23 protein-coding genes and 1 pseudogene are annotated in these 26,371 nt (G+C 40.6%); 11 read left to right on the top strand and 13 right to left on the bottom strand.

Features of this window, described 5'->3' with window-relative positions:
• Positions 1 to 86: 86 nt before the first annotated feature.
• The 3 genes from NSMS1_RS16480 to NSMS1_RS16470 all read left to right on the top strand — a co-directional run bounded on the left by NSMS1_RS16480 (position 87) and on the right by NSMS1_RS16470 (position 4,868).
• Positions 87 to 1,544 carry a protein adenylyltransferase SelO gene (locus NSMS1_RS16480; protein ID WP_224085650.1) on the top strand — a complete coding sequence of 486 codons (1,458 nt, stop codon included), beginning with the start codon at positions 87 to 89 and terminating at the stop codon, positions 1,542 to 1,544.
• A gap of 117 nt (positions 1,545 to 1,661) precedes the next feature.
• Positions 1,662 to 2,669 carry a zinc-dependent alcohol dehydrogenase family protein gene (locus NSMS1_RS16475; protein WP_224085647.1) on the top strand — a complete coding sequence of 336 codons (1,008 nt, stop codon included), beginning with the start codon at positions 1,662 to 1,664 and terminating at the stop codon, positions 2,667 to 2,669.
• Between the two features lie 12 nt (positions 2,670 to 2,681).
• Positions 2,682 to 4,868 carry a pentapeptide repeat-containing protein gene (locus tag NSMS1_RS16470; protein ID WP_411908632.1) on the top strand — a complete coding sequence of 729 codons (2,187 nt, stop codon included), beginning with the start codon at positions 2,682 to 2,684 and terminating at the stop codon, positions 4,866 to 4,868.
• Positions 4,869 to 5,144: 276 nt separating this feature from the next.
• Here NSMS1_RS16470 and fba read toward each other — a convergent pair whose 3' ends face one another.
• The 3 genes from fba to NSMS1_RS16455 form a co-directional block, all read right to left on the bottom strand.
• A complete protein-coding gene (gene fba / locus NSMS1_RS16465) occupies positions 5,145 to 6,224 on the bottom strand; it encodes a class II fructose-bisphosphate aldolase (RefSeq protein ID WP_190476624.1) in 1,080 nt (359 codons plus the stop codon).
• Positions 6,225 to 6,720: 496 nt separating this feature from the next.
• On the bottom strand, positions 6,721 to 8,889 hold the full coding sequence (locus NSMS1_RS16460; RefSeq protein ID WP_224085643.1) for a caspase, EACC1-associated type: 2,169 nt from the start codon (positions 8,887 to 8,889) through the stop codon (positions 6,721 to 6,723).
• Between the two features lies 1 nt (position 8,890).
• Complete coding sequence (locus NSMS1_RS16455; RefSeq protein ID WP_224085641.1) at positions 8,891 to 9,259, bottom strand: sugar ABC transporter permease; 369 nt, start codon at positions 9,257 to 9,259, stop codon at positions 8,891 to 8,893.
• A gap of 130 nt (positions 9,260 to 9,389) precedes the next feature.
• Here NSMS1_RS16455 and NSMS1_RS16450 point away from each other — a divergent pair, with 130 nt between their 5' ends.
• On the top strand, positions 9,390 to 10,892 hold the full coding sequence (locus NSMS1_RS16450; protein WP_224085439.1) for an IS5 family transposase: 1,503 nt from the start codon (positions 9,390 to 9,392) through the stop codon (positions 10,890 to 10,892).
• A gap of 156 nt (positions 10,893 to 11,048) precedes the next feature.
• On the opposite strand, the gene NSMS1_RS16445 is transcribed toward NSMS1_RS16450, so the two are convergent.
• The 3 genes from NSMS1_RS16445 to NSMS1_RS16435 all read right to left on the bottom strand — a co-directional run bounded on the left by NSMS1_RS16445 (position 11,049) and on the right by NSMS1_RS16435 (position 13,920).
• The gene (locus NSMS1_RS16445) at positions 11,049 to 11,747 is read right to left on the bottom strand and encodes a Uma2 family endonuclease (RefSeq protein ID WP_224085639.1); all 699 of its coding nucleotides are present in this window, start codon (positions 11,745 to 11,747) and stop codon (positions 11,049 to 11,051) included.
• 143 nt (positions 11,748 to 11,890) lie between these two features.
• Positions 11,891 to 12,529, bottom strand: coding sequence for a pentapeptide repeat-containing protein (locus tag NSMS1_RS16440; protein ID WP_224085637.1), 639 nt, complete (start codon positions 12,527 to 12,529; stop codon positions 11,891 to 11,893).
• Positions 12,526 to 13,920, bottom strand: a complete 1,395-nt coding sequence (locus NSMS1_RS16435) for a DICT sensory domain-containing protein (RefSeq protein ID WP_224085636.1) — start codon at positions 13,918 to 13,920, stop codon at positions 12,526 to 12,528. The genes NSMS1_RS16440 and NSMS1_RS16435 overlap by 4 nt, the downstream gene beginning before the upstream one ends.
• Before the next feature lie 260 nt (positions 13,921 to 14,180).
• Between NSMS1_RS16435 and NSMS1_RS16430 the strand changes: the two genes are divergently transcribed.
• On the top strand, positions 14,181 to 15,407 hold the full coding sequence (locus NSMS1_RS16430) for a PrsW family intramembrane metalloprotease (protein ID WP_224085634.1): 1,227 nt from the start codon (positions 14,181 to 14,183) through the stop codon (positions 15,405 to 15,407).
• An 8-nt stretch (positions 15,408 to 15,415) separates the two neighbouring features.
• On the opposite strand, the gene NSMS1_RS16425 is transcribed toward NSMS1_RS16430, so the two are convergent.
• The gene (locus NSMS1_RS16425) at positions 15,416 to 15,718 is read right to left on the bottom strand and encodes a DUF2809 domain-containing protein (RefSeq protein WP_224085633.1); all 303 of its coding nucleotides are present in this window, start codon (positions 15,716 to 15,718) and stop codon (positions 15,416 to 15,418) included.
• 11 nt (positions 15,719 to 15,729) lie between these two features.
• On the opposite strand from NSMS1_RS16425, the gene NSMS1_RS16420 reads away from it, so the two are divergent.
• Positions 15,730 to 17,232: an IS5 family transposase gene (locus NSMS1_RS16420; RefSeq protein ID WP_224085439.1), complete on the top strand. Its 1,503-nt coding sequence runs from the start codon at positions 15,730 to 15,732 to the stop codon at positions 17,230 to 17,232.
• Between the two features lie 42 nt (positions 17,233 to 17,274).
• Here NSMS1_RS16420 and NSMS1_RS16415 read toward each other — a convergent pair.
• A pseudogene (locus tag NSMS1_RS16415) lies at positions 17,275 to 17,496 on the bottom strand (DUF2809 domain-containing protein); the annotation flags it as partial.
• Between the two features lie 155 nt (positions 17,497 to 17,651).
• Positions 17,652 to 19,241 carry a photosystem II high light acclimation radical SAM protein gene (locus NSMS1_RS16410; protein ID WP_224085632.1) on the bottom strand — a complete coding sequence of 530 codons (1,590 nt, stop codon included), beginning with the start codon at positions 19,239 to 19,241 and terminating at the stop codon, positions 17,652 to 17,654.
• Positions 19,242 to 19,758: 517 nt separating this feature from the next.
• Between NSMS1_RS16410 and NSMS1_RS16405 the strand changes: the two genes are divergently transcribed.
• Complete coding sequence (locus NSMS1_RS16405; RefSeq protein ID WP_224095251.1) at positions 19,759 to 20,133, top strand: DUF1830 domain-containing protein; 375 nt, start codon at positions 19,759 to 19,761, stop codon at positions 20,131 to 20,133.
• Positions 20,134 to 20,290: 157 nt separating this feature from the next.
• A complete protein-coding gene (locus NSMS1_RS16400; protein ID WP_224085630.1) occupies positions 20,291 to 20,743 on the top strand; it encodes a DUF4079 domain-containing protein in 453 nt (150 codons plus the stop codon).
• Between the two features lie 197 nt (positions 20,744 to 20,940).
• On the opposite strand, the gene NSMS1_RS16395 is transcribed toward NSMS1_RS16400, so the two are convergent.
• Together NSMS1_RS16395 and NSMS1_RS16390 are read right to left on the bottom strand one after the other, a co-directional pair.
• Entirely contained in the window at positions 20,941 to 21,852 is a 912-nt protein-coding gene (locus NSMS1_RS16395) for an IS982 family transposase (RefSeq protein WP_224085629.1), read from the bottom strand.
• Positions 21,853 to 22,072: 220 nt separating this feature from the next.
• Positions 22,073 to 22,252 carry a DUF433 domain-containing protein gene (locus NSMS1_RS16390; protein ID WP_224085628.1) on the bottom strand — a complete coding sequence of 60 codons (180 nt, stop codon included), beginning with the start codon at positions 22,250 to 22,252 and terminating at the stop codon, positions 22,073 to 22,075.
• 118 nt (positions 22,253 to 22,370) lie between these two features.
• On the opposite strand from NSMS1_RS16390, the gene NSMS1_RS16385 reads away from it, so the two are divergent.
• Positions 22,371 to 22,931 carry a hypothetical protein gene (locus NSMS1_RS16385; protein ID WP_224085627.1) on the top strand — a complete coding sequence of 187 codons (561 nt, stop codon included), beginning with the start codon at positions 22,371 to 22,373 and terminating at the stop codon, positions 22,929 to 22,931.
• 100 nt (positions 22,932 to 23,031) lie between these two features.
• Positions 23,032 to 23,787 carry an energy-coupling factor ABC transporter ATP-binding protein gene (locus NSMS1_RS16380; protein WP_224085626.1) on the top strand — a complete coding sequence of 252 codons (756 nt, stop codon included), beginning with the start codon at positions 23,032 to 23,034 and terminating at the stop codon, positions 23,785 to 23,787.
• A gap of 142 nt (positions 23,788 to 23,929) precedes the next feature.
• Here NSMS1_RS16380 and NSMS1_RS16375 read toward each other — a convergent pair whose 3' ends face one another.
• Complete coding sequence (locus NSMS1_RS16375) at positions 23,930 to 24,700, bottom strand: response regulator transcription factor (protein ID WP_224085625.1); 771 nt, start codon at positions 24,698 to 24,700, stop codon at positions 23,930 to 23,932.
• Between the two features lie 534 nt (positions 24,701 to 25,234).
• Between NSMS1_RS16375 and NSMS1_RS16370 the strand changes: the two genes are divergently transcribed.
• A complete protein-coding gene (locus tag NSMS1_RS16370; RefSeq protein WP_067764871.1) occupies positions 25,235 to 25,477 on the top strand; it encodes a DUF6761 family protein in 243 nt (80 codons plus the stop codon).
• A gap of 294 nt (positions 25,478 to 25,771) precedes the next feature.
• Here the strand turns inward: NSMS1_RS16370 and NSMS1_RS16365 are convergent, their stop codons facing one another.
• Positions 25,772 to 26,209 carry a COG3650 family protein gene (locus tag NSMS1_RS16365; protein WP_224085624.1) on the bottom strand — a complete coding sequence of 146 codons (438 nt, stop codon included), beginning with the start codon at positions 26,207 to 26,209 and terminating at the stop codon, positions 25,772 to 25,774.
• Between the last annotated feature and the right edge of the window lie 162 nt (positions 26,210 to 26,371).

Genomic DNA, 26,371 nt, shown 5'->3' with positions numbered 1-26,371 from the left:
CTAAATTCTCAGTTTCTGGGGAAATTTCCTCATAGCTTGCCCAGAACGATAGTATTGAGGGAAGAATCAATTAAGCCTGCTGATCAATGACCTTAGCGGAAACTTCCAATCCCCAAAATCATCACAATCCTCTGATTGCCCTCAATTATGAACCTGCCTTACAAGCTTTGGGTAATGACTACTACGATGAAGTGACAGCCGCCGAATTTCCTCAACTCACCCTACGTTGGCGTAATGATGCGCTGCTACCAAGACTGGGGCTAGAACCGCAAACAGTTACAGACGAGGACTTTATCACAGCTTTTGGTCTATTCCAAGGACGTAAACCTCTTTTAGCCCTACGTTATCACGGCTATCAATTTGGTGAGTATAATCCCAACTTAGGCGATGGTCGAGGCTTTTTATATGGACAAGTGCGCGGGACTGATGGTGAATTGTACGATTTTGGGACAAAAGGTTCTGGTCGCACACCCTATTCTCGTGGTGGTGATGGTATGCTCACCCTCAAGGGCGGTATACGGGAAGTTTTAGCCGCAGAAGCACTACATCAGTTGGGGGTACGCACCTCTCGCTGTCTCAGCATGATTGAAACTGGTTTAGCTTTGTGGCGGGGTGATGAGCCTTCACCTACCCGTTCATCTGTCATGGTGCGGATGAACAAGTCGCATATCCGTTTTGGCACTTTTGAGCGTTTACATTATCTTCAACGCCCAGATTTAATTCACAAACTCTTAGACCATGTAATTGATTACTATTATCAGCACCTAGCCGATAAATCAGATAAATACGCTTTATTTTATGCAGAGTTAGTTAAACGAGTAGCCGAACTGGTAGCCCAATGGATGGCGGCTGGTTTTTGCCATGCGGTTCTCAATACTGACAATATGTCAATTACTGGGGAAAGCTTTGACTATGGCCCTTATGGGTTTATTCCTACTTATAATCCTTACTTTACAGCCGCATATTTTGATTATTATGGGCGTTACTGTTACATTCATCAACCAAGTATCTGTCAGTGGAACTTGGAAATGTTGCAAGTTCCATTAAGAGCAGTCATTGACAAAGCTGACATGGAGGCTGGGTTAGCTAAGTTTAGTGAGTATTGTCATGCAGAATATCGCTCTTTAATGTTGAAGAAACTAGGCTTTGAACAATTGGATACTCCAAAAGCCGATGAGCTTTTAAGCCTCACCATTAAATTTTTACAAGAAAGTCAAGTCGGCTACCATCAGTTTTTCTATGAGTTGGCACGCACATTTTCTGTTAAATGGAGAGATGAGCCAGGATTAGTGTTAAGTAGTTCAGATATCGTTCCCCCTTCAGGTACAGATGGGAATTTTGATCATTTGTGTGTACTTTATCATCAGATTCTCAATGATTTTGACATGGAAAAAATGGATGTAATTGCTCGAAATTTGGCTTATTACAATCCCAAAACAGCATTATTAAGACCAGTAATTGAGGAAGTTTGGGAACCAATTGTTCAAGAAGACAATTGGCAACCTTTCTATGAATTAATTAAAACTATTCAATCGCGGGGGTAGTCCTGTACGCTCATACAGATCATAAATGTGTTGAAAATATTTTTTGAATCGGTATTACCTCTTAAATACGCTAAATTTGCACTATGTGCAAATAATTTCAGCGTGGAGGAAAAACTCATGAAAGCCGTTGTGATGACAGCGCCAGGAAATCCTGATGTATTGCAATTACAGGAAGTTCTAAATCCTGGTGTTCCGGTGGGAAGTACAGAACTGTTAGTTCGCTTAGTAGCGGCTGGAATTAACCCCATTGATACTAAACTACGCAAACGTGGTACTTTTTACCCAGATAAAATGCCTGCTATTTTAGGATGTGATGGTGCAGGTATTGTAGAGGCTGTAGGCGCAGGTGTACAGCGTTTTCGTGTGGGGGATGCGGTGTACTTCTGCAATGGGGGTTTAGGTGGACATCAAGGTAATTACGCGGAATATACTGTAGTTGATGAACGCTTTACTGCACATAAACCAGATTCCCTTTCCTTTGCTGAAGCCGCAGCTGCGCCTCTGGTACTTATCACAGCTTGGGAGGCATTATATGAAAGGGGAAGATTAGAACCAGGAGAAAAAGTTTTAATCCATGCGGGTGCGGGTGGTGTTGGCCATGTAGCGATTCAATTGGCGAAACTGAAAGGCGCAAGTGTCGCTACTACCGTTAGTTCTGAAGAAAAGGCGCGTTTTGTTAGACAACTGGGCGCTGATCATGTCATCAATTATCAACAGACAGAATTTGCCCAAGCTGCTTTAGACTGGACTAACGGCGAAGGTGTGGATTTAGCTTTTGATACTGTTGGCGGCGAAACCTTTCACAAAACCTTTCCAGCCGTGCGGATATACGGCGATATTGTGACTATTCTCGAACCAGATGCAAATACAGTTTGGAAGGTAGCAAGAAACCGTAACTTGCGGATTGGTTTTGAATTAATGCTGACACCAATGTTGTTAAACTTGGTAGAGGTGCAGGAACATCACGCAGAAATTTTAGCTAAATGTGCTGACTGGATTGATCAGGGTAAGTTAAAAATCCATGTTAGCCACAAATTCCCCTTGCAAGATGCAGCTAAGGCGCATCAATTAATTGAATCTGGGAGTATTGCGGGTAAAATTGTTCTGCTCCTTAGCGATGAATAAGCCAAAATCCCATTGCCTAGATTGTTTACTTGCTGGAAATTATTGATAAGTTTGTGTGCGTTGTTAGTGTTATTGCTGCCTTTACCAGTTTGGGCGGCTCCAACACAACCAGAACGCACACCTTTAACTTTGGAATTGTTACAAGAAAGATTGCGATCGCCAATTCTCCGCGAAGGTAATTTAACAGTAGATTTGCGGCAGATGGTAATCGATTTGCGTCCAGAAAACCCCGGCTTTCGTGATGCTTTTTATCAGTTGTTACGCAAGGAATTACAAAAAACTGGTGCAAAACCTCTAGGTTTAGATTTAAGTTATGCTCTAATTCAAGGGGATTTTGTTGGTAGTGATTTAGGCTTGAGAACACCTTTATATGCTCAAGCGATCGCCCCTATCTTCACCGCCACCGAACAATCACAATTAGAACGTCTCCGCCTTGTTTGCTTGCAATCATTAGCTGTAGGTTTACCCCATTCCAGAGACTGTCGATCGCTACTGGCTACTCAATCACCATTATCGGGTGAAGTGACGGTTTTTCGTGGTGTATTAACACTAGAACAAGCCCGTTTTAATGGCGAAGTTACCTTTGCTAATACTTTTTTTTTACAATCTGTTGATGCCAAAAATGCCACATTTCTACAACCAGTTAGCTGGAATGAGGCGAGATTTAGCCGTTCAGTCAACTTTACGAATGCTAGTTTTCGCCAAGTCAGTAATTTTCAAGATAGTATTTTTTTCGATAAAGCCAATTTTAAACAAACACAATTTCAAGAAACTGCTAATTTTCAAGGGACTAACTTTGAAAATACTGCCAGCTTCCAACAAGCTTATTTTAAACAACTAGCTAAATTTAATAGTGTCCAATGGCAAGAAAAGTCTGACTTTTCTGGTGTGAGATTTGCTAATCAAGCAAGGTTTACAAGAGGTAATTTTAATCAGACACTTTCCTTAACAGAAACAACTTTTGAGCAAGCCGTCATTTTTCGGGAAGCTTTATTTAATCAGCCAGTTGATTTACGTGGTGCAAGTATTCTCAACCAAGCAGATTTTAGCGATGTTATCTTTTCTCAAGAAGCATTCTTAAATGTGCCAGGATTAACATTTAATTCTAATCAAGCCAAAATTTTAGGTAATCCTGGGCAGATTGGTAAAATGTTTAATGTTCCTACACTACAAGGTAATCAAAATGTCTTGCGTAATTTAGGTCAGAATTTTCGACAACAGCAGCAAGTCGCTGATGCTAATCAATTAGAATACACCAAACAACAACTCCGCCTCAAAGAGTTAACTAAACGTTTAATAGGAACAAATATTAATAGTGCATCTGTAACAAGTTTAATTAATTTAGGTTTTTCACTCAACCAAGCAAATGTAATTATTCAACGTCGGGAAGCCAAACCATTTCGTAATAGCAGTGAGATGCTAAGTTTAGCAGATATAGATTTAGAAACATATACCAAATTGAGCGATCGCCTAGTCGTAGCTGAACCTCTATCTATAGGAAATTGGATGCTAGAAGCTTTACAGTGGTTGGCATTGAGTGTATTACTATTGTTGAGTGGTTATGGAACAAGCTTTTGGTTAGTATTTGGCGTGGGGGGAGTAATCATAGCTTATTTTGGGTTACTCTTTTGGTTAATAGACAGAGCGCGTCGTCTGCGTCCTCTAGCGATTATTCCTACATATTACGAAACTGTTTCTATATTAGTTAGTTTTATTTGTTTAGAATTTATTAGTTTATTAGCTATTTTTCAAAATGCAGAGCAGCCTTTACTCACATTATTGTGTATTTTCTTAATTATTGTTCCCGTCCCAGTAGGTTTATTAGTTCGCCTTTATCAACAAGGTCGCTATCATGATTTATTGAAAGTCTCTTACTTTACAGAAGATGGAACCTTTCGCCAACTACGGCTACTAATTGGACGTTTACCAGTCATTCCCCGCAATCAAACCTTTCGGGAAAGATATATGCCATTACTTAGCGATCGCCGTTGGAACTGGCTCAACTATTATGATTTTAGTCTCAATAATTTAGTCAAATTAGGCTTCAACGATATCCGCCTGCGCGACGAACACCTCCCAGGACTAGTTGCTACCCTCGCTTGGTATCAATGGACTCTAGGTTTGCTATACATTACCTTAGTTTTGTGGACGCTCTCCCGCACTATCCCAGGCTTAAATTTATTAATTTATTTGAAATAATAGGTTCGTAGTGTTCGCGTAGCGTCTGTCTACGACACGCTGCGCGAACGCAGAGAGGACTTTATACCAATTCACGAAATACATGATACACATGATAAATCTCTAATTCGTTTTCCCTGCTGCCTATGTGTATCAATATTAAAGTGAAACGGTATTAGTCCTCAAAGAAGGACTAAATACAAAAAACCGGGAAAACTAAATCCCCCGGTTAATTTATATGAATATCAAAAACCTTGCAGAAGCAAACAATTGCCCCTATTAACTTTTTGACTAAAATTAAACCTTAGCAGCAGCCTTGGTAACAGCGTTGAGTTCGCCCTTAGCGTACTTAGCAGCAAAATCTTCGAGAGTAACTTGCTTAATTTTGCTTGCATTACCAGCAGTACCAAATTGCTGATAGCGTTCAGCACAAACCTTCTGCATATATTTGATGGAAGGCTTGAGGAAGTGACGGGGGTCAAATTCCTTGGGATTTTTTGCTAAAGCTTCGCGCACAGCTGCGGTGATAGCCAAACGGTTGTCGGTGTCGATGTTAACTTTACGAACACCGCTCTTGATACCTTTTTGGATTTCTTCTACAGGTACACCGTAAGTTTCAGGAATAGCACCACCGTACTCGTTAATCAAAGCGATTAAATCTTCGGGTACGGAAGAAGAACCGTGCATTACCAAATGGGTGTTAGGTAAACGGCGGTGAATTTCTTCAATGCGGCTAATTGCCAAAATTTCCCCAGTGGGTTTGCGGGTAAACTTGTAAGCACCGTGGCTAGTACCGATAGCTACAGCCAAAGCATCTACTTGGGTTGCTTCTACGAAGCTAACTGCTTCATCTGGGTCAGTTAACAGTTGAGAATGGTCAAGAGTACCTTCAAAACCGTGACCATCTTCAGCTTCACCCGCGCCGGTTTCTAGAGAACCCAAGCAACCGAGTTCACCTTCAACACTTACGCCCAAAGCATGAGCTACATTTACAACTTCGCGGGTAACATTAACGTTGTACTCGAAGCTGGCAGGTGTCTTAGCATCAGCTTCCAAAGAACCATCCATCATTACACTTGTGAAGTTGTTCTTGATAGCTGAGTAGCAGGTAGAAGGAGCATTACCATGATCTTGGTGCATGACAATGGGAATGTGAGGATAGGTTTCTACCGCAGCCAAAATCAAGTGGCGTAGGAAGTTTTCACCTGCATAGTTACGAGCGCCACGGGAAGCTTGCAAAATGACGGGGCTATCTGTCTCTTCAGCCGCCTTCATAATTGCCTGGATTTGCTCCAGGTTGTTAACGTTAAAAGCTGGGATGCCGTAACCGTTCTCAGCCGCGTGATCCAACAGCAGCCGCATTGGTACAAGCGCCATAGATAGTCCTCCTAATTTAGTTGTCAGCTAGTCGGTGTGAGAGCAGCGTATTGGTTACGCTTATTCTTAAGAGTTTTTTCAACTTATAGGAAATTATAACTAGAGTCGGGTGTTTATGTTGAAAAAGTTTACGCCTTTACTAATCAAGATGCCTTATGCTTGATTTAGACTACTGTCAAGTATGCTACGTTACAGTTATCGGCTTTAGTAGTTTGTGATCCCTGACATAGTATTTAGATGTGATCGCTTTACTCATTTTCCATGACAATCAAGTCACATCACAATGTTAATTAGCGATCGCTCTGCTCATTTTCAATCACAATCGAGTCACATCACAACGTTAATTGGTCGCTCCTGTAATGACTCAGAATTATCAGTGCCACAGTCCGCCCCTAAGATTATGAAGGTATTTTTGTCAAAAAAATCTAGTCGTCAGAGGCAACAAAAAAGGAAAAAAGAACAAGTGTAAAGGGTAAAAAGACTAAAGTAAAAAGGGCTAACGGAGAATCCTCTCGACGGCACATACCACACGAAAACCAATACTGTAGGAATATTTATCGCGGTAAATGTAGTCACGAGACGCGGAACGGCAGTTATTAGGATTGCTGACCCAGGAACCGCCCCGCAGTAAGGCTCTTCCTTGCTTTTGATAAAGGTTATCATTAGTTGTGCTGCGCTCAGTAACCATATCGTTAAACCAAGGACTGCCATCTATTGGCGCAACTTGGTAGTCTTTATGCAAATCGTCGAGACACCATTCCCATACGTTTCCGTGCATATCGTATAATCCAAAGGCGTTAGCTACTCCAAAGCTCCCTACTTCTGTGGTTTGTTGTCTATATATTCTTTGCACACCAGCACCATAAGTATAGTTAGCATTATAATTGGCTAAGTCTGATGTAATTGTTTCGCCAAAATGGAATGGTGTTGTCGTTCCGGCTCTACAGGCATATTCCCATTCTGCTTCACTAGGCAAACGGTACTCTATGTTTGTATGGGCAGCGAGACGCAAGCAAAACTCAACTGCATCATACCAAGACACGCTCTCTACAGGTCGATTCGCACTTTTAAAATTGGAAGGGTAATGTTTCAAATCAATATTTACTTTATTCAAAGCAGCAATAGCCTTCCATTGAGCTTGGGTAATAGGAAACTTCCCCATAAAAAAAGGTTGAACAGTAACTTTATGCTGTGGGCTTTCTGCGTTACTTCGTTGTGGCTCATTCTCTGGTGAACCCATGAGGAATTGTCCGCCAGGAATTGCCACCATATCTATAACAACGCCATTACCCAAGTGTTCTGTAAAATATTGTGCCTGTCCCCGACTGCGCTTAATTTCAAGCTTTTTCCCGAAACCTAAAAACCCAGAGTTTATGATTATGCTAGCTCTGTCAAATTCACAAGGCTTAGTTGGAATATCTAAAATAGATAATTTCTTTTCTTGTTGTTCTTGTAATTCAGCTTGTTTTCTTGAAGATTCAGCTACTTCTTGTTCTTGACGTAGCTTTTCAGCTTGTTGTTTTTGAAGTTCAGCCGCTTCTTGTTCTTGGCGCAACTTCTCAACTTCCTGCTGTTGATGTTGATATTCTGCTTGTTTTGCTGCCAATACTCGTTGTTCAATCTGTGTTATATCTTCATCTCTAAAATTGAGTACATTCTGTAAGCGTTTTAAAGCATTGCGTTCTCTGTCACTAAGGGGATATCTTTGTATTTGAGATAAAGCCTGCTCATAAATTTGCAATTTTTCCTGACGTTTCCGATAAGGTTCTAAAACCTCAAAATCAATTGCATCAGCTTCATCAGTTGACAAACCTAGATTATTCCTCAAGAAATTCAAAGAGATGCGGTTGAGAGCAGAAATATCTCCTTCATCCTCAATCGCTATATTATTTACTTCCCTACGATATTTCAGTTTAGGATCATCCTTTGGTGATTTTGCCAGAAAAATCCGATAACCTTCTTTAGTGGGGTAAAACTCTGGTGACATAGCAGGAGATGCTTCTTGCACCTTGCTTTTCGCGTAGCCATGCAATTCATCTACTGCAATTAAACCATCACCGTCTTGATCGGCTGCGCCTTTCTCAATTCCTTGTATCAGATAATGGGTATAAATCGAAAGGTCATACCCATCAGACTCAAAAGCATATTGCGTAGAAGTCGAAGCCGTAAGAATTGCCCTTCCTTCACCACCTAGATACTTTTGCAAGTCAATAATTCCGTCATCTTTGGCTGTCAAACCCTTGGCAAAAGCACCGCTAAAGCAGCAATCTAAAATTACTACCTGTCGCTTAGACTTGCTCTGGTTCATCCATTTATGAACATTTGTAGCGTCTACGGCTGTGGGAAGTATTAATTTATTCTTATCTTTCTTGGTAATGCGAGTTGAGAAGTAAAAATCACCATTTTCTACTGTCACGCCATGACCAGAAAAGTAAAACAGTACCAAATCGTCTTTCTGACAATTGGCATACAACTGAAAAATAGCAGTTTCCATCTGCTGCCGTTCAGGATTTTTCAAGACTGTTACATCTGCTTCAGCAAAACCACCCATTTCGGGGTTTACCAAAATGCGCCGCATCGCTTCCACATCATTAACAGCCTTTGGTAGCGGTGTTAATCCCTCTTGATATTCACTAATCCCGATTAGCAGTGCTACCTTCGCCATCTTAATTGTTTGATTTATCGTTGAGAAATTCTTGGGCTTTTTGGAGGGCAAATTCAAATTCTTCTCGACTGCTGGCTTCTATATTTAGTTCTCTGCCATCAGGCGCTTTGACACCTATCTTAATCGGTTTGTTACCGAAGCGATCGCCTAAAAATTGAAACAACTTTGTAATATTAGCTGGGTTAACTTCTGCATTCAACAACCCCAACAACCACCCACCTAAAGCTTTACTGTTCTTCGGTGCATCTTCGACAGGAACTAAATTTGCGGCTTCTACTCCATCCACTTCTTCTAACTGTGATCGCAAATTCGCTACTGCTGCTTGCAAGTCTTCATCATCTAAACCCAGTTCTGTTAAAGAAATCGTCACTTGTACGTTAGGGCTGGCTGAATAAGGGCGAAAGATAGCAGAATGAAGAGTTTCAGGGTCAGGAAAGAAAAATAAGGTGAAAAGAAAAAGGGTAAGATAAGTAAAAATCCTTGTAGCAAGTTGCGTTAAAATGTATCGAAGAGCGCAAAAGCAAGAAAAAGCAGCAGAAAACTTTGAACTACCCTTTGGGGGAAAACTAGCGTCAGATAACCGATGGGTAATCATGGCGAACATGATACCTTGGTCAAAATTTGAAGCAGAGTACGCAGAAATATTTTCAGCAAGAATGGGAGCGCCAGCCAAAACATTTAGAATGGCGTTGGGAGCATTAATAATTAAAGAAAAATTAGGAATAAGTGACAGAGAGACAGTAGAACAAATTCGGGAGAACCCGTATCTGCAATACTTTATAGGAATGTCAGCATATAGTAATGAATCTGCATTTGACCCGTCAATGCTAGTTCATTTTAGAGAAAGGATAGATATAGAATTAGTCAATAAAATCAATCAAGAAATAGTCAGGAAGATGTTAGAAAATAAACAGGAGGTAGAAGTAAGAGCAAAAAAGCCAGAGGTCGAGGATTCAAAAAGTAAGCCAGCCAATAGAGGAAAATTAATATTAGATGCTAGTTGTGCGCCAGCAGACATAAGTTATCCGACAGATTTAGGATTATTAAATCAAGCCAGAAAGCAAACAGAAACAATCATAGATACATTATATAAGTCCTTATTAGTAAGAAATATCAACAAACCAAGAACCTACAGAAACAAAGCAAGAAAGGATTATTTAGCAGTAGCCAAGAAAAGAAAACCAACAGTTAAAGAAAGAAGGAAAGCTATCAGAAAGCAACTGCAATATATCAACAGAAATTTAACTCATATTCAGCAGCTAATAAATTTAGGTGCGTCACTATTAAAACTGAGCAACAGTCAATATAAGATGTTGCTAGTAGTAGCAGAAGTTTATCGTCAACAGTTATGGTTATATGAAAATCAAAAAATTAGTATACAAGACCGCATTGTCAGTTTAAACCAACCACACATTCGTCCGATTATCCGAGGTAAAGCCGGGAGAACAGTAGAGTTTGGGGCTAAGTTTTCAGCTAGTTACTATGATGGCTATGTATTTTTAGACCATATTAGTTGGGACAACTTTAACGAATCAGGAGACTTAAAATCACAAGTAGAAGCATACAAAAACTACACCGGATATTATCCTGAATCAGTTCATGTTGATAAGATTTATCGGACGAGGGAGAATCGAGCTTGGTGTCAAGAAAGGGGAATTAGAATTAGTGGCCCACCACTAGGTAGACCCCCCCAAAATGTCAGCCCTGAAAAGAAGAAACAAGCCGCTTATGACGAAAGGATTCGTAATTGTATTGAGGGCAAGTTTGGACAAGGTAAACGAAGATTTAGCCTTGGTAGAGTTATGGCTAAACTTCCTCATACTTCTTTCACCGCTATTGCCATAACTTTTTTAGTTATGAATCTTTCTACTCTGCTATTACGGCTTTTTTGTGTATTTTTTTGCCTATTTTTCAAAACTGAGTCTTTTTTTACTTCTTCTATTATCGAAACTGATATTTCATTAAACCTTAAACAACAAAAACTTATCTTTTTTCTGGACTGACTACTTAATCAATTTTTCTCTTCCTTTGAAATGACTTTTTCAGCAAGCCCTACGTTAGATTGCGCTGCCATATCAACCGCTTCAGTATGATTCAGTACAGGCGATTGTATCATTTATCAGTATATTGGCTGCGATCATAGTATTAGAGCATGGCGATTACGAATTACTTCCCTGTGCTAATTGCTGAACAAAAGCCCCGTGTTCAGGAGATTGTAAGCCTGTTTGTAAAACATTCACAACAGCCTGCTTATTTCCTGCTAATAACTCGGTCACTGCTAACCACAAGCCAGGAAAAATGAGACTGCGGATAATTCCATCAGCGTCAGGCTCTAATTCTAAATACTCACCTTGTTCTAGATAAAACCAAGTCAATTTTTGCTCAAGCACTTGCCAAACGATGTATTCTTTAACTCCGTTACGACGATAAGCTTGTTTTTTAGCATGAAGGTCAATCGCTACACTACTAGCAACAATTTCTACAACTAACTCCGGCGCACCTTCAATATAATCATCTTCGCTTATTATTGCTTGACCGCCTGCTGCTTGGTCAATGAGTAAAATAATATCTGGTTGAAATTCGTTATCCCAGTCTAGGCGTACAGTTGTTTTCACTCCAGAAGATACACAAGGTGTAGCTGCTACGTAAGTACCTACCCAACCAGTTATCCAACCATGCGGTTCAGCGTGACTTCTAAAACGCACAGCATTAGGCGCGATATAAACAATTCCCTCAATCAATTCGGCTTTTCTAATGTTAGGTGTAGCGTTGTAGCGGCGCTCAAATTCGTAACGAGTGAGTTTGTCGCCGTTTTCTAATTGAGGAATTGTTTGATATTGTGGATGATTTCTTACCATAGCGATCGCATTTAGGTCTAGCCTAAGCCTATCCTACCGGATTGGGGAAATCTGCATATTGTATTGACATCTGTGGTAATAGGTAATTAGTTTTAACGATTACCTATTACCCGTTACCCATTCGCAACTTACCCATTCTATATTTACAAACTCGTTTCTAGTAATGTTCCTACAAAACAGGCTTTATCTAAGTTAATACCTTGCAAATTTGCGCCTTCTAACTCTGCACAGAGTAAGTTAGCTCCTGTCAAATTCGCCCCCGCCAGATTTGCCCCCCGTAAGTCGGCTTCTTCGAGATTCGCCTCGCTTAACAACGCACCTTGTAAATCAGTACGGCTTAAGTCTGCGCCTTTCAAGTTAGCCCCTGTCAGGTTAACGCCTCGCAAGTCAGCACTGCGTAAGTCAACGCCTTGTAAATTGACGTTCATCAAATTAGCGCCACTCAAGAAAGCACCTGCCAAAGTAACGTCGCTAAGTCTGGCTCCCATCAGGTTAGCACCACGTAAATTGCTACCACGCAAGTCCGCGCCTGTTAAATCTGCCTGCATCAAATTGGCTCCCATCAGGTTCGCCCTCAAGTCAGCTTCTTGTAGGGTTGCACCCATCAAGTTAGCCCCTTCTAAATGCCCACCTTCGAGTTTAGAACCAGCGAAATTAGTACCGACAAGGTTAGCGCCAGCCAAATTGATGCGGCTTAAATCTAGTTGGGAGAGTTCTTCATCTTCTAGATTAGCTCCTGGCAGTTGTTTGAGTTGTCCTTGTTTAATAGCATCAATATTCATTGTGGGTAACTACTCATCTGCTCATTAGTCTTACTATGGCTATCCCATCGGGAATCAAGTAGCCACATACCTGTACTAAATTTTGGTGTCATTAAGGGTAAGTCAAGTCCCTGTTGCAAGCCCATGACTAATAAAGATAGGGCATCTATCAGTTTAGGGTCAAAGCGGCTTGCTTGCTTGCGGCATTCTTCCAACGCTTGTACAAATATTTCTTGGCGATTTTGATTTGTGACTTTTTTCTGGTTAACTTGCCACTGAAACTCTGCAACTAAAGCTAAAATTCTCGACTCTAGGGGAATTTCATCACCGGCTAAACCAGTAGGTTGCCCTGTACCATCCCACCACTCGGTCTGATGAGTAATAATTTGCGCTACAGCCCGTAATCTTGACATTTTGCGTAATGCTTGCGCTCCTGGTACTAAAGCACAAGTTAATGGACAACTGGGGGCTGATTCTTGATATTGTGGGTAGCTTCCACCCGTGAAAATACTTTCGGCTTTTTGCAATGGATCTATGCGGTGTAATAATCCTGCTAGTTTTAATCTTTTAATTTGCCATGCAGGTAGATCCAAAAGTTGCGCCAAGGTTTCTGCTAAAGTTGCGACTTCGGCGGCGGCTTGGGGATTTTTAATATCGGCTAAATCCATTAGCTGCGCCATGCGCAAAAATGCTTGAATTTCGTTAGAAACTAAGTTGTTATCTAAGGCTTGGTGGCGAATGGCGGCGGGGATAGATAATTCTTCTTGTCCTATTTGCAGGTAATCTACCACAAGAGAAACGACACTACTCAATTCGTCTGAGGCGATCGCTCCTTTCTCAATCTCCTGGTCATAGGCGAGTAGTTTTTCGGCTAACTCTGGATTGTACTTTTGAATATGCGCGATCGCTAACTCTGCTGTCTCTCTCACCAACTCCGGCTCAAAAGTCCACAACCCATAAAACTTCCGCTCTAAATCAGAATCCGGTCTTCCACCTACACCATAATCAGCCTCAGATAACTCTTGACAAAGTACCATTGCTGTGTAATTTGATGACAAGATAATCAAATGCCATTCTTGCGCTACTGGGTCAGATGGATCTAAAGCGACTAAATCCACATTTGGCAATTGGCTGGTAGGATGTTCAGCAAAACCCGCATCTGGTGCTGCCATAATCGCAATTTGGCGGCTAGACTTGGCAATGTCTGCATATCTTTGGGCTTCTTGTAAATACCACTTACCCCGTTGGAAGGCAGTAATAACCAAGGGTTGACTTTCATCTGCCAATATATGGTCTTCCAAAGCATGACAAAGGGCAACCAGAGTATTTTTGTAATACACCCCGAATCGAATCGGTCTGGTGCTGTGACGATGGGACGCTTCTAGCCGTTGTAGGATTGAACCTTCTAACATGGGGTTTGGTTATATGAGCCACAGAGGCACTAGGGACAATGGAATTTGATCTAAAAGGGATTATGCTTCTGAATCTTTAGTTTACTGTGCTTTGCGTGTCAGTTGTAGGGGCAGGTTCACCAAAATCATCGTCGATATTTGTCAACCCACCGCTACATATGTTCTATGTGCTTCTATATAAAAATTTACCCTGTAAATTGCGATCGCAGTTAAAACTAAGGTAATGGATAGGTTGACTGTCGACTAATAACTAATGACCAATGACCAATGACTATTTACAACTTGCCAAACAAGGCGATGTAAATGCGATCGCCTCGTTGATGAACCTTTATTTTCAACCGCAGGGTGTGACTGCCAAAGCTAGTATTGATGACGGTTGTTTACAATTAATCTTGGAATCTGAGCAGGTTCCTGATAAAGCCTCATCTATGGCATTTATACGCCAAGAACTTTCAACTTGGCAACCTAGATTAATTAATACTGTCCGAGTTTACGGTCGTAGGACTGATGAACCTTTCCCTGACTGGGAAGAAACATTTCTACTGGTAAAGCAGCAAGCGGAAACAGCAACGTTTTTAGCCACTCTAAGGACGTTTAAATTCACTTCCGTCGTTCCTTATAAAGATGTGTTTAGTTCCGAACTATATAGTAGTAATACGGTAAAGTTATTGTTATTTTTCGGACTATTCCCTTTAGTGATTGGCTTAGTAGCTAATCCAGCAAATCTTGAGCAAACGGCTTGGATATTGGGTATCTACTACGCCAGTATTTGGGGCGTAGTTTTATACAACTTGATTAAACCTACTTGGTTTTCATGGCAAGAGACGCTGAAGTGTGTTTTCTTTACAGCTATTGTTGGTATCCCTTTACTATTGTTAATTCAAAGATTCCCCCTGTTCCAACTACTTTACGCGGCGGCGGAATCGAATTTAGGGATTATTCCACAGTTAATTGGTTTTATCTTGGGTGTGGGAGTATTGGAGGAGATATGTAAAGCTTTACCTGTATATTTATTTCTGTTGCGTCCCAGGAAATTAAATGAACCACTGACAGGGGCTTTTTATGGGGCTATGTCAGGATTAGGATTTGCGATCGCTGAAGGTAGCTCTTACTCCATCCTATATGCTTTTAACCTAGCTAGAGGTCAATCTGGCTTTGGTTCATATATTCTGGCAAATACCATTCGCTTTGTCTCACTGCCATTATTTCACGCCATCTTAGCCGGAATCGTCGGCTATTTTCTCGGACTAGCAGCAATTAACCGTTCAAGGCAACTACCAATTATGTTTATAGGTGTGACTTTGGCTGCGGTGTTACACGGTTCTTACAATACATTTAGTGATAGTGTGCTTGGTCTTGTCATTATCGGTTTTACAATTCTGTTATTTGTCGCATATTTGCGTCGTAGTCAACAAATGGTAGCAGAAATGCAGCAAGCGGAATTAGGAAGACCAGCTTTACCACCAGAGATAACACAGGACAGGTAATCACAAAATTATCTTAATTTTGCCCCACGAATTATCAGCCTTAACCACAGCCATCCTAAGCCACTACCAACGAAATAATAGGGGAAATCGACCCAACTAAAAACATTACCAAATACCATCCTTCCCGCCCATGATGAACGCACCCAAAGCAGAAAGGGTGGCTGCCACAATTGCAGAAATTCTAATAAGCAAGTGATAATTAGGGCTGGCTGAATAAGGGCGAAAGATAGCAGAATGAAGAGTTTCAGGGTCAGGAAAGAAAAATAAGGTGAAAAGAAAAAGGGTAAGATAAGTAAAAATCCTTGTAGCAAGTTGCGTTAAAATGTATCGAAGAGCGCAAAAGCAAGAAAAAGCAGCAGAAAACTTTGAACTACCCTTTGGGGGAAAACTAGCGTCAGATAACCGATGGGTAATCATGGCGAACATGATACCTTGGTCAAAATTTGAAGCAGAGTACGCAGAAATATTTTCAGCAAGAATGGGAGCGCCAGCCAAAACATTTAGAATGGCGTTGGGAGCATTAATAATTAAAGAAAAATTAGGAATAAGTGACAGAGAGACAGTAGAACAAATTCGGGAGAACCCGTATCTGCAATACTTTATAGGAATGTCAGCATATAGTAATGAATCTGCATTTGACCCGTCAATGCTAGTTCATTTTAGAGAAAGGATAGATATAGAATTAGTCAATAAAATCAATCAAGAAATAGTCAGGAAGATGTTAGAAAATAAACAGGAGGTAGAAGTAAGAGCAAAAAAGCCAGAGGTCGAGGATTCAAAAAGTAAGCCAGCCAATAGAGGAAAATTAATATTAGATGCTAGTTGTGCGCCAGCAGACATAAGTTATCCGACAGATTTAGGATTATTAAATCAAGCCAGAAAGCAAACAGAAACAATCATAGATACATTATATAAGTCCTTATTAGTAAGAAATATCAACAAACCAAGAACCTACAGAAACAAAGCAAGAAAGGATTATTTAGCAGTAGCCAAGAAAAGAAAACCAACAGTTAAAGAAAGAAGGAAAGCTATCAGAAAGCAACTGCAATATATCAACAGAAATTTAACTCATATTCAGCAGCTAATAAATTTAGGTGCGTCACTATTAAAACTGAGCAACAGTCAATATAAGATGTTGCTAGTAGTAGCAGAAGTTTATCGTCAACAGTTATGGTTATATGAAAATCAAAAAATTAGTATACAAGACCGCATTGTCAGTTTAAACCAACCACACATTCGTCCGATTATCCGAGGTAAAGCCGGGAGAACAGTAGAGTTTGGGGCTAAGTTTTCAGCTAGTTACTATGATGGCTATGTATTTTTAGACCATATTAGTTGGGACAACTTTAACGAATCAGGAGACTTAAAATCACAAGTAGAAGCATACAAAAACTACACCGGATATTATCCTGAATCAGTTCATGTTGATAAGATTTATCGGACGAGGGAGAATCGAGCTTGGTGTCAAGAAAGGGGAATTAGAATTAGTGGCCCACCACTAGGTAGACCCCCCCAAAATGTCAGCCCTGAAAAGAAGAAACAAGCCGCTTATGACGAAAGGATTCGTAATTGTATTGAGGGCAAGTTTGGACAAGGTAAACGAAGATTTAGCCTTGGTAGAGTTATGGCTAAACTTCCTCATACTTCTTTCACCGCTATTGCCATAACTTTTTTAGTTATGAATCTTTCTACTCTGCTATTACGGCTTTTTTGTGTATTTTTTTGCCTATTTTTCAAAACTGAGTCTTTTTTTACTTCTTCTATTATCGAAACTGATATTTCATTAAACCTTAAACAACAAAAACTTATCTTTTTTCTGGACTGACTACTTAATCAATTTTTCTCTTCCTTTGAAATGACTTTTTCAGCAAGCCCTAATTAATACCCATAAAGGAATTTGCCAAACTGCGCGGCGAGTAGGAAGAAATAGGAAGGCGAACAAGCACCAAAATATTTCATAAAAAATTCCTCCTACTTCTTGGTTTAACCAAGAAACAGAAAACCGATATTGGCTGTATAAAAGTCCAATGGGGAGAATAATAGCTATAGAAATAATGGTTCGCCAGCGAATATCCGTCAGTAGTGGCAAGTTATGTCTCCTGATACAGAGAGACCAATGATTTTAAGCCGTAACACCACAAACTGTCCACTATTGATGTAAATGGCGATCGCTTTTATATTTTTATATAAAAAATGCGTAATTTATACTTAACTATAAATTACGCATCATTTAATTCTTTTGACTCAAACCCCCACCAATTCTTTACCTTTTGACTCAATTGGTGCGGATAGTGCTTCTTCTAAATCAGCACATCCCAGTTTTTCCTCTAGGATGTTCATCACTTCCCGTCCGAAGTCATTGGGATTTTGTTGCCAAGCTTGCAAGCAGACTTCACCAAAGAAGGAACCAAGGGGTTCAGGGTTCCATAGAAGTTTTTTAGCCGTCCACGGCATCAAACTCATGGGATTGTATCCTGGTTTGAGGATACCTTCTTTTAAAGCATATTCTTCTAGATGGGTGTGTGGCTGTAACCCAATAAAGAAAATCGCAGGTTCGACTTTATCAGCACCAAAGATTTTTTCTAGTTCGCGGTGGTAGGCGATAGTTTGGCGGATAGTTTCGGGACGTTCGTCAATGACGTTAAAGGAGTAATTGACGGAAACCAAATCGTTAAAACCAGCCGCTTTTAAATCACGACAGTTTTGCAACACAGTCCGCAAGTTGTAACCCATCCGCATTTTGCGGACAAGTTCTTGAGAACCACTGGTGATGCCGATTTCAAAATAGTTCATCCCAGTTTTCGCCATCAACTCACATAATTCTGGTGTGAGGTTGTCGGCTCTGATGTATGCTGCCCAATGAATATCTGTCATGCCAGAATCGACAATTTTTTGTAACAGTTCGACAGCATCATCAATAAACTTCCGCGCGGGGATAAACTGGGCATCGGTAAACCAGAAGTTGCGAATCCCACGATTATATAGTTGGCGAATTTCCGCTACGACTTCATCGGCTGGGTTAATGCGTACCTGTTTACCTTCCACAACGGTATAGACGCAGTAACAACAGTTGTGAGGACAACCACGCTTGGTTTGCACTCCGATGTAAAAATCTTCTTCTTGTAAGTAGTAGTTAAACTCCGGCCAGATGCTTTCGATATAGTCGTAGTTACAAGCAGTTTTTTCCAGTGGCGTTGGTTGTTCGTGAATAAGGCGCTGGCGTGGTTTCGCTTCTCCCACAACATAACAGCGTTCATCCTGGAACTCTTTACCACCTAAAAATTTCTCAAGTAAAGTTTCGCCTTCACCAACGGAAATAATAGTGCCATTAGGCAAGCTTTTACCCAGTTGTTCGTAAAATACGCTAACAGCACCACCACCCACAACCGCACGGGCTTGAGGATGATATTTGGCAGCACGTTTTAAACCACGTTTAATCAGTCCCAGGTTACGCCATAACTCCACATAGTAGGCAATGAAGATGCGTAAACCACCCAGAGCGCCACGTAATTTTATTAGCGGGTTCTTGGCGTAGTAAAATTCAAAAGCATTTTGCAGAGGATTACCGCCACGCCCACCAACAGGAGCATAGATTTGAATATCCCGCCAAGAAAATACCAATAATGTGGGTTTAAATTCGTCTATACAACTATCTAAGGCGGAAGCGTAATCTAAGGGTGGGACGGTTCCTAAATCGAAAATACGTTGTTCGATATGAGGAAAAATCTTATGGACATGATCGCTCAGGTAAACAACCCCAATAGGAAAGATGGGGTTACAAGGAAGGCGAACATAGAGGATTCTATTTTCCATCGTGGGTGTTTTAACTTCCATCTTGCCGTGTACCGGGGAAATTCAATTGCCAAGTATGAGTTAATTTGAAAGGTTGATGGCAAGCTTGCTTGACATTTCACCAGATTCTTGATAAAAAACAGGGCTTGGCTGCAAAGAAATATAGATTGGTTTTATGAAGAAAAAATTCATATATCTTTACCATAACATTGAGTTTATTACTTAAGCGATGATCCCTGCGGCTAAGTCTAAAAATAGATAAGATGAGAAATTTTCTCAGAGTTCCAGCAAATTAATCAGCATTAAGGTTGATCCCTGACTTGTTCAAAAACAGAAATTCTTAATTAATATAGGTAAAAAATTTGAAAAAATTATTTGTTACTGTAAAATTTCCAGTACAGCAATTTTTTGTATGAAAAATTCATAACTTGAACATAACTTTAGATATAAATAACGTAGAAATTTTCAGTTGGTAGTCGGAGTTACAGCAGATGGGGATCAGCAGGTGTTAACTTTGCAAGTGTAATGTAAAATTGTGGCAACAAGCTCCTCCGCAGTTATGGCTCAAATATTAGACCCTCTACCACCTGAGCAATCGGGAAAAGTTCTCTGCTGCTACGTTAATGCCACGAGCAAAATCCAGGTCGCTCGCATCACCAATATTCCTAATTGGTACTTTGAAAGGGTGGTCTTTCCTGGACAACGCCTCGTGTTTGAAGCTCCCATTGAGGGGCAAATGGAAATCCATACAGGTATGATGGCAAGTGCAATTTTGTCAGATACCATTCCGTGCGATCGCCTGCTCATGGACGAGCCTAGCAACAGTGAATTTAATACAGATAGCGTAGTGACAGACCCTATTAGTACAAAATCAATTTCGCAAACAAATAATACAAAACCTTTAACAGTTGCTCATCTAGCATCCGTTGAATAAAAAAACAATGTTTTCCAAAAATTAAAGGTTGCTGACTCCAGCAACCTTTTTGTTTATTTAGTCATTAGTCCACAGTCCATAGTCCACAGTTTTCCCTTTCTCCCACTCTACGAGAAGCAAGCTACATCTCTCCCCACTCCCACTACAATAAATATTTATGCACCTACCTTCATTTATTTGGTTGTGGAAAATAGCGGCGTGGTCGATGGGGTTGTCGCTCATGGCTTATTTGCTGCTATCACTCACTGGCTTTTTGATGTGGCGGATGAGAAATTCTCTGTCTATTTCTGGTTTTTTAGTATCGCGTTCCCAACTGATCACCCTACACTTGGTCATGGGTATCAGCATGGTGAGTTTAGTCTTGCTGCTGTTGGCAATTGGGATTGTTGGCACTTTGGGACATTTTGGCTCTTTAGGTCATTCCTCGCATTTGTGGGCAGGAATCATTGTAGTCGCCTTGGTTCTGTTATCTGCTTTCAGCGCCACACAAATTAGTGCTGGAAAACCTTGGGCTAGGTCTTTACATATCACCTTGAATATAATTTTGTTTACAGGTTTTGCTTGGGTATCGCTCACTGGTTGGAGTGTAGTACAAAAGTATTTACCATGAGGAGATTAAGCGATCTCTAATCTTGCTTGCTTAAGGTCAGCGTCGCCTTGAAATCGAACTACTGTCATAATTAGCTTTGTTTCTGTACTTGGGCAGCTTTCAATTTTTGATAGAGGCTGGGATTTTTATCTCTTAAGGAATTGTAATTTTTCAAACTCTGCCTCACCTTCTTTTAAATAAACGTGAGTTCGACGGAGCTAAAAAATGGCAGGAGGTAGAGCAGGCAAGTCTTTTGGATAAATATCAATAGATGGTTTTTTAGGCAAATAAGTATAAGCTGCCAAGCCTGCCATTAAATTAACCAAAAAGTTAAGTGGACTACGATGTCGAGAGTGTTCTATTTGACAAATATTTTTGAGATGGTCATTCACTGATTCAATGACTGCTCGTTTACGTAACAAAATTTTATCAAGCAACTTGACCAAGCGATTTTTCATGTTTTTCTTGGATTTAGTAATTAGCTCTAAACCTCGTTCGTATAACTCTTCAAATAATTTTTGTGAAACATATCCTCGGTCACCAAACAGTTTGCCAATCAAATCCTCAGTCATTTCTGGCACTGGCTTGCGGTCATCTACGTTGGCAGAAGTTAATTTAAATGCCAACAATTCACCTTGGTCATTAATTATCAAATGAAGTTTGAATCCGAAGTGCCAACCGACCGAGTTTTTGCCCCAATTTACTAATCCTTTAAATACTTTATGTGCATGGGCGCGGCAATTATGGCACACATTAATAGGCGTTGAATCAATAAAACTAATTCCCGTAATTTCTCCTGTCCTTGTATGCAAAAAGCAGCACAACAGCATTAAGCACCACGGCATCAATTCTACAAATCTGTTGTAGCTCACCAAGTTGGGAAATGCCCCACGCCAACCAGGTAGTACGTGCAATGTATAAAATTCCTTAAATGTTCGATATCCACTACCATGAAAGGCAATGACTATTGTCATCACTTCCGATATGCTCATCCTTGAGCGACTACGACGTTCTCCTGTTATCGATGGTAGCTGTGGGATCACTTGCCATAACTGTTCCCACTGTTTACAGAAATCATCTACATCACAGAATACTTGTGTAATATCGAGGCGAGATACAATAGTAGACATAGCCGAGACCCTGATTTTGTAATGATATTTTTTAGTCTCGGTCTTTTTTATGTTTTTTTCACCCTCTTGCCATAAATTTTACTGTTCTTTGATTTCCTTGTTCGCCAATTCCTTTTTATACTAGCTTTCTGGCTTTCTTCTCTCATCGAACTCACGTTAAATAAGCATCAACTAGCTCCCTGTTGGCAAGATAAAAGGCGATGTCTACGACGGGCTACGCCTACGCCCCATAAACTTTTTCTAGAGAAAGTAGAGGAAAGTTTTGGACAATACTTTCAGGAGAGTCGCCATTTAAAAACGCATAAACCACTGAATCAAGAGAGATACGGCTACCCTTAATCCAATAACCTTGATTTCGTTGTTCAATATATTTTTCGACAAGGGTAGGTGAATTGGTCATAACACTACTGACTCTATTTAATTCAATATAAAGCCGATCCCAACATGAGCGATCGCCACTCCCTATTCTTCACTTCCCAGTTAGACTAAATTTAAAAGCCCATCAGCATAATTCAGCCGTGACAGCAAATTTAGTCGATAATTCAACTTCAGTTTTTCGCTTATCTCCCTTAATTCGCATTACCCTGTTAAGTCTGTACATAGCACTGACAGTTCCCTTACCTTTCTTAGCCCAGGTGACAAAAGCACCTACACCACCTACTTTGTTATGGGTGGGAATTAGCATCGGTTTTGTTGGCTTGTATGCAGTGCTGACAGAACGAGTCGTTGTAGATGAGCAAGGAATACAAGTGACTTACCCAGGTTGGGTTCCTAAATTTTTCCGCAAAGGTTGGTCTTTACCTTGGAAAGAGGTAAAACAGATTAAGCCCCGCTCTACTGGCCAAGGAGGGCTGGTTTATTATTTTCTCAGTCATGATGGTAAAGCTTATTTGCTGCCGATGCGGGTAGCTGGATTTGCCCGTTTAGTTAATATCGTGCAAACCAAAACGGGAATAGACACCACAGATGTTCGCCCTTTGGCGCAGCCGTGGATGTATTTGATTTTATTAGGTTGTACAGGATTATTACTTTTAATTGATGCTTGGACGATCGCCACAGCAATAGGAATTAGCAATTAGGAACTAGGGGGTAGGGAAAAGGTCAAAGGTGAAAGAACTTCACTCCTTTACCTCTTCCTTTTAAATTAACTATGGACTAATGACTAATGACTAATAACAAATGACACCTCTATTACGGCTAGAACAAGTTAATCTGTATGCCAAGCTCAAAACCCAGCTTCAGGGATACCCCATATTACGGGATATCTCTTTTGAGGTTAATCTAGGCGATCGCACTGCCATTATCGGCCCCTCTGGGGCTGGTAAGACTTCCCTGCTACGTTTAATAAACCGTCTAGCTGAACCTACTAGCGGTAAAATTTTTTTAGAAAACCAAGAGTATCACCAAATCCCGGTAACTCAGTTACGCCAGGTGGTGACACTGGTATTACAGGAACCAAAACTGCTGGGGATGACAGTCCAGCAAGCGTTGGCTTATCCTTTAGTTTTGCGTGGTTTGTCCAAAGAAACAATTCACCAGCGAGTCAGTCATTGGACAGAACAACTGCAAATTCCTAATGATTGGTTGGGACGCACCGAATTACAACTTTCGGTAGGACAAAAACAGCTCGTAGCGATCGCTCGTGCTTTAGTCATTCAACCGAAAATTCTCATGTTGGATGAGCCAACCTCTAATTTAGATATTGGTATAGCCTCCCATCTCATCCAAGCCCTAACCCAGCTAACTCAAACTCATCAAACAACAGTTGTGATGGTCAACAGTCAGCTAGAACTAGCCAAGATGTTTTGTAATCGGCTTTTATATTTACACCAAGGATGTTTATTAGTAAATCAAACACCTGCTGAAATTGACTGGCTAGACTTGCAACAAAGGCTGATGCACGCCCAAAACCAAGCCAATGAGGAATGGAACTAAGTCATTAGTCATTAGTCCATAGTCACTAGTGCTGAGTTATGTTAGCGGAAGTGGAGCGGTAAGCAGCGTGCTGAGTGAAAAATGCAAATATCTTTCTCCCTCATCTCCCCCTACTCCCTCATCTTCCTTGTCTCCTAAGCCTCTACACCCTCTGCCCACTCAACGTTGAGCGTTGATTGCTAAATCTCTCTTTTGTTAACTTTACTTGTGTTTGGGGAAGATTAGCATTCAAAATTTCCATGTTAAATCGATATCCAACATTACGGATAGTTTGAATGAGGCTAGGCTGGCGAGGATCAAGCTCTACTTTCTTGCGTAACGATAAGACATGGGTGTCAATGGTACGCGGATTGTCGATGGCATCAGGCCAAGCACGACGCAGCAATTCAGACCGACTTAAGGGTACACCCCCAGCTTGCGCCAAAACGTACAGTAAACTAAATTCCTGTGGAGTGAGGTCAATAAACTCTCCTTGGAATCTTACACGGCGCTGGACTAGATCAATTTGCAAAGTTCCATAATCTAGATAAGCAGGTGCGCTAGGTGTACGATTACGGCGAATTAATGCTTCTACTCTGGCCAAGAACTCCTGCATCCCAAAAGGTTTACTCAAGTAATCATCAGCCCCCGCTTTTAATCCAGCAACGATATCCGCCTCATTTGTACGGGCAGATAACATGAGAATTAACGGCTGTTGCTGACGATGCAGCCAACGGCAAAATTCAATACCGTCACCATCCGGTAAATCAGCATCTAGAATGACTAGAGTTGGCTGATGACTCAAAAAGGCTTCTCTTGCTTGATATATGCTGGCAGCTTGATGGACACGATATTCCAATTGTTGCAAGTGCCAACCCAGCAACGACCTCAGATGGGGATTCCCCTCAACGATTTCAATACAAACCGAACCCACGGCGGCTAGACCCCTTAGCGTCGATAGAATTTCAAAGTAACAAGCCCATGCTCAAGGTTTTGTAGCCTTTGTTACTTCAGGTGCATTTACCTTTACGTTTTTTTATAAATTATGTTGGCAAAATGTTGAGTTTATGCGTTGCCCAGCCTTTAGTTGATAATTTTATTAAATTTTTGTTATAGTTATTGAAAGTTATTTTAAATAAATAATTTTCGCTTACAATCAAGCAAAGTGCTGACACAACTTCAGCAACAACAATTTCTCAAAATATCTTTGCCTAAATCTTTTGTAATTCAGTTGATGGCTGTATCTTTCGGTTTAGTTAAGGGGTTTTCTGCAAAAAGTATAAAAATAGCCTAACGACTGATATTAGTAACCAGTTTTCTGGAATAAAATCTAACTGTATTGTAGCTGCTGGAGAAAGCATTAAAAGTGACCACTCAGAATTGCATCTGAAATTGAAGCAGAAATAACCCTTCACATTTCAGCCCGAATCATTTACAATTCTCATTCCAAAGAGATCAATCAGCAGTTATGCTCCAAGACACACAAACAATCCGCTATTACCAACGAATCACCGATGCCTTCGTCGAGTTGTGGAATCGCGGTTATCGCACGGAAGAAATGCGGATGTATCTGGATGGTTATCTAGCCGCACTGCGGCACAGTAACGTTATTGAGCCTTATCTGATTCATCGTTTAGAGGAGGAAGCTAGCCGCTACTTGTACGATGCTTCAAACTTTATGAAGACAGAGCCACAGCCCGACTACCACTAAGTAATAGTGACAGTTTTCTTAATTCACGCAGATGATCATAACACATTATCTGCAAGGGTCAAGCGCCAAAATGGCTGAAATTTTGGGAAATGGAGTACTTGTGTAAATTGTTAGTTATCTATTAAAAAGCAGTGATAGGCAATAGGTAATTGGTAAAGCTTTTTCTTTCAATTACCTATGACCTATTACTAAATCTCAAAATTACATTCACATAACTAGCAACTTGGATTATCATCATCCTGGCTTACAAGGAAAGAAGCCAGATGTTCCTCGCTGAATGACAAAAGATTTAGGTTATTTTGCCCTAGCACAACCTTCTAAAACTTTATTGCCTGAAATATAGACTGCTGAGTAAGGGTATTTAGTATCTGACATACCATCACTACAGGAGCCTTTTCTGATTACTAATGTGCTGGTTATGTTATTACTCCCTCTTAAACGGTACACCCTAACTACATCTGCTGGTCGTCCTGATGCTGTTACAGGTGCAACATAAGGAAAGTTTTGACGGGACTCAGGGGTGGAGTAAACTATTCCCTTGCGGCTAATTGTTACGCTCCAAAATGGTTCTGTACCATTGACAATTAATTCTTCACTACCTCTATTATTCGCTTGAGAAATTAAGAAATTACTATTAGAAGATTGGCTGGCTGTGTTGGCGCTACTAGGATTACTGAGCATTAAAGTTGCAGTAACTCCAGCTAAAAATATAGACGAGATTTTTGTCTTCATTGCTTGTAAATTCAATGTAGTAGTAAGTTCAGTGTTTATTAACTACAACATTCACAAGATGTTTTTCGTTTTTTAAGGACTTACAAAAAAACAACCCTTTACATATGCAGAGGATTGTTTTTTTGTTACTAGATTTATGAACGCTTTAGAAGGGAGCGATGG

The organism is Nostoc sp. MS1 (genome assembly GCF_019976755.1).
GTDB lineage: Bacteria > Cyanobacteriota > Cyanobacteriia > Cyanobacteriales > Nostocaceae > Trichormus.
The sequence above is the reverse complement of the archived record's forward strand: the minus strand, read 5'-3'. Positions and strand labels throughout refer to the sequence as shown.

Excerpts from the sequence above, each read along its gene's own strand:
- NSMS1_RS16405 (WP_224095251.1), top strand. The coding sequence starts at position 19,759 with ATGGCTCAAATATTAGACCCTCTACCACCTGAGCAATCGGGAAAAGTT.
- NSMS1_RS16480 (WP_224085650.1), top strand. The coding sequence starts at position 87 with ATGACCTTAGCGGAAACTTCCAATCCCCAAAATCATCACAATCCTCTG.
- NSMS1_RS16390 (WP_224085628.1), bottom strand. The coding sequence starts at position 22,252 with ATGACCAATTCACCTACCCTTGTCGAAAAATATATTGAACAACGAAAT.
- NSMS1_RS16435 (WP_224085636.1), bottom strand. The coding sequence starts at position 13,920 with ATGTTAGAAGGTTCAATCCTACAACGGCTAGAAGCGTCCCATCGTCAC.
- NSMS1_RS16365 (WP_224085624.1), bottom strand. The coding sequence starts at position 26,209 with ATGAAGACAAAAATCTCGTCTATATTTTTAGCTGGAGTTACTGCAACT.
- NSMS1_RS16440 (WP_224085637.1), bottom strand. The coding sequence starts at position 12,529 with ATGAATATTGATGCTATTAAACAAGGACAACTCAAACAACTGCCAGGA.
- NSMS1_RS16430 (WP_224085634.1), top strand. The coding sequence starts at position 14,181 with ATGACCAATGACTATTTACAACTTGCCAAACAAGGCGATGTAAATGCG.
- NSMS1_RS16445 (WP_224085639.1), bottom strand. The coding sequence starts at position 11,747 with ATGGTAAGAAATCATCCACAATATCAAACAATTCCTCAATTAGAAAAC.
- NSMS1_RS16475 (WP_224085647.1), top strand. The coding sequence starts at position 1,662 with ATGAAAGCCGTTGTGATGACAGCGCCAGGAAATCCTGATGTATTGCAA.
- NSMS1_RS16460 (WP_224085643.1), bottom strand. The coding sequence starts at position 8,889 with ATGGCGAAGGTAGCACTGCTAATCGGGATTAGTGAATATCAAGAGGGA.
- NSMS1_RS16380 (WP_224085626.1), top strand. The coding sequence starts at position 23,032 with ATGACACCTCTATTACGGCTAGAACAAGTTAATCTGTATGCCAAGCTC.
- NSMS1_RS16395 (WP_224085629.1), bottom strand. The coding sequence starts at position 21,852 with ATGTCTACTATTGTATCTCGCCTCGATATTACACAAGTATTCTGTGAT.
- NSMS1_RS16450 (WP_224085439.1), top strand. The coding sequence starts at position 9,390 with ATGTATCGAAGAGCGCAAAAGCAAGAAAAAGCAGCAGAAAACTTTGAA.
- NSMS1_RS16400 (WP_224085630.1), top strand. The coding sequence starts at position 20,291 with ATGCACCTACCTTCATTTATTTGGTTGTGGAAAATAGCGGCGTGGTCG.
- NSMS1_RS16410 (WP_224085632.1), bottom strand. The coding sequence starts at position 19,241 with ATGGAAGTTAAAACACCCACGATGGAAAATAGAATCCTCTATGTTCGC.
- NSMS1_RS16370 (WP_067764871.1), top strand. The coding sequence starts at position 25,235 with ATGCTCCAAGACACACAAACAATCCGCTATTACCAACGAATCACCGAT.
- NSMS1_RS16420 (WP_224085439.1), top strand. The coding sequence starts at position 15,730 with ATGTATCGAAGAGCGCAAAAGCAAGAAAAAGCAGCAGAAAACTTTGAA.
- fba (WP_190476624.1), bottom strand. The coding sequence starts at position 6,224 with ATGGCGCTTGTACCAATGCGGCTGCTGTTGGATCACGCGGCTGAGAAC.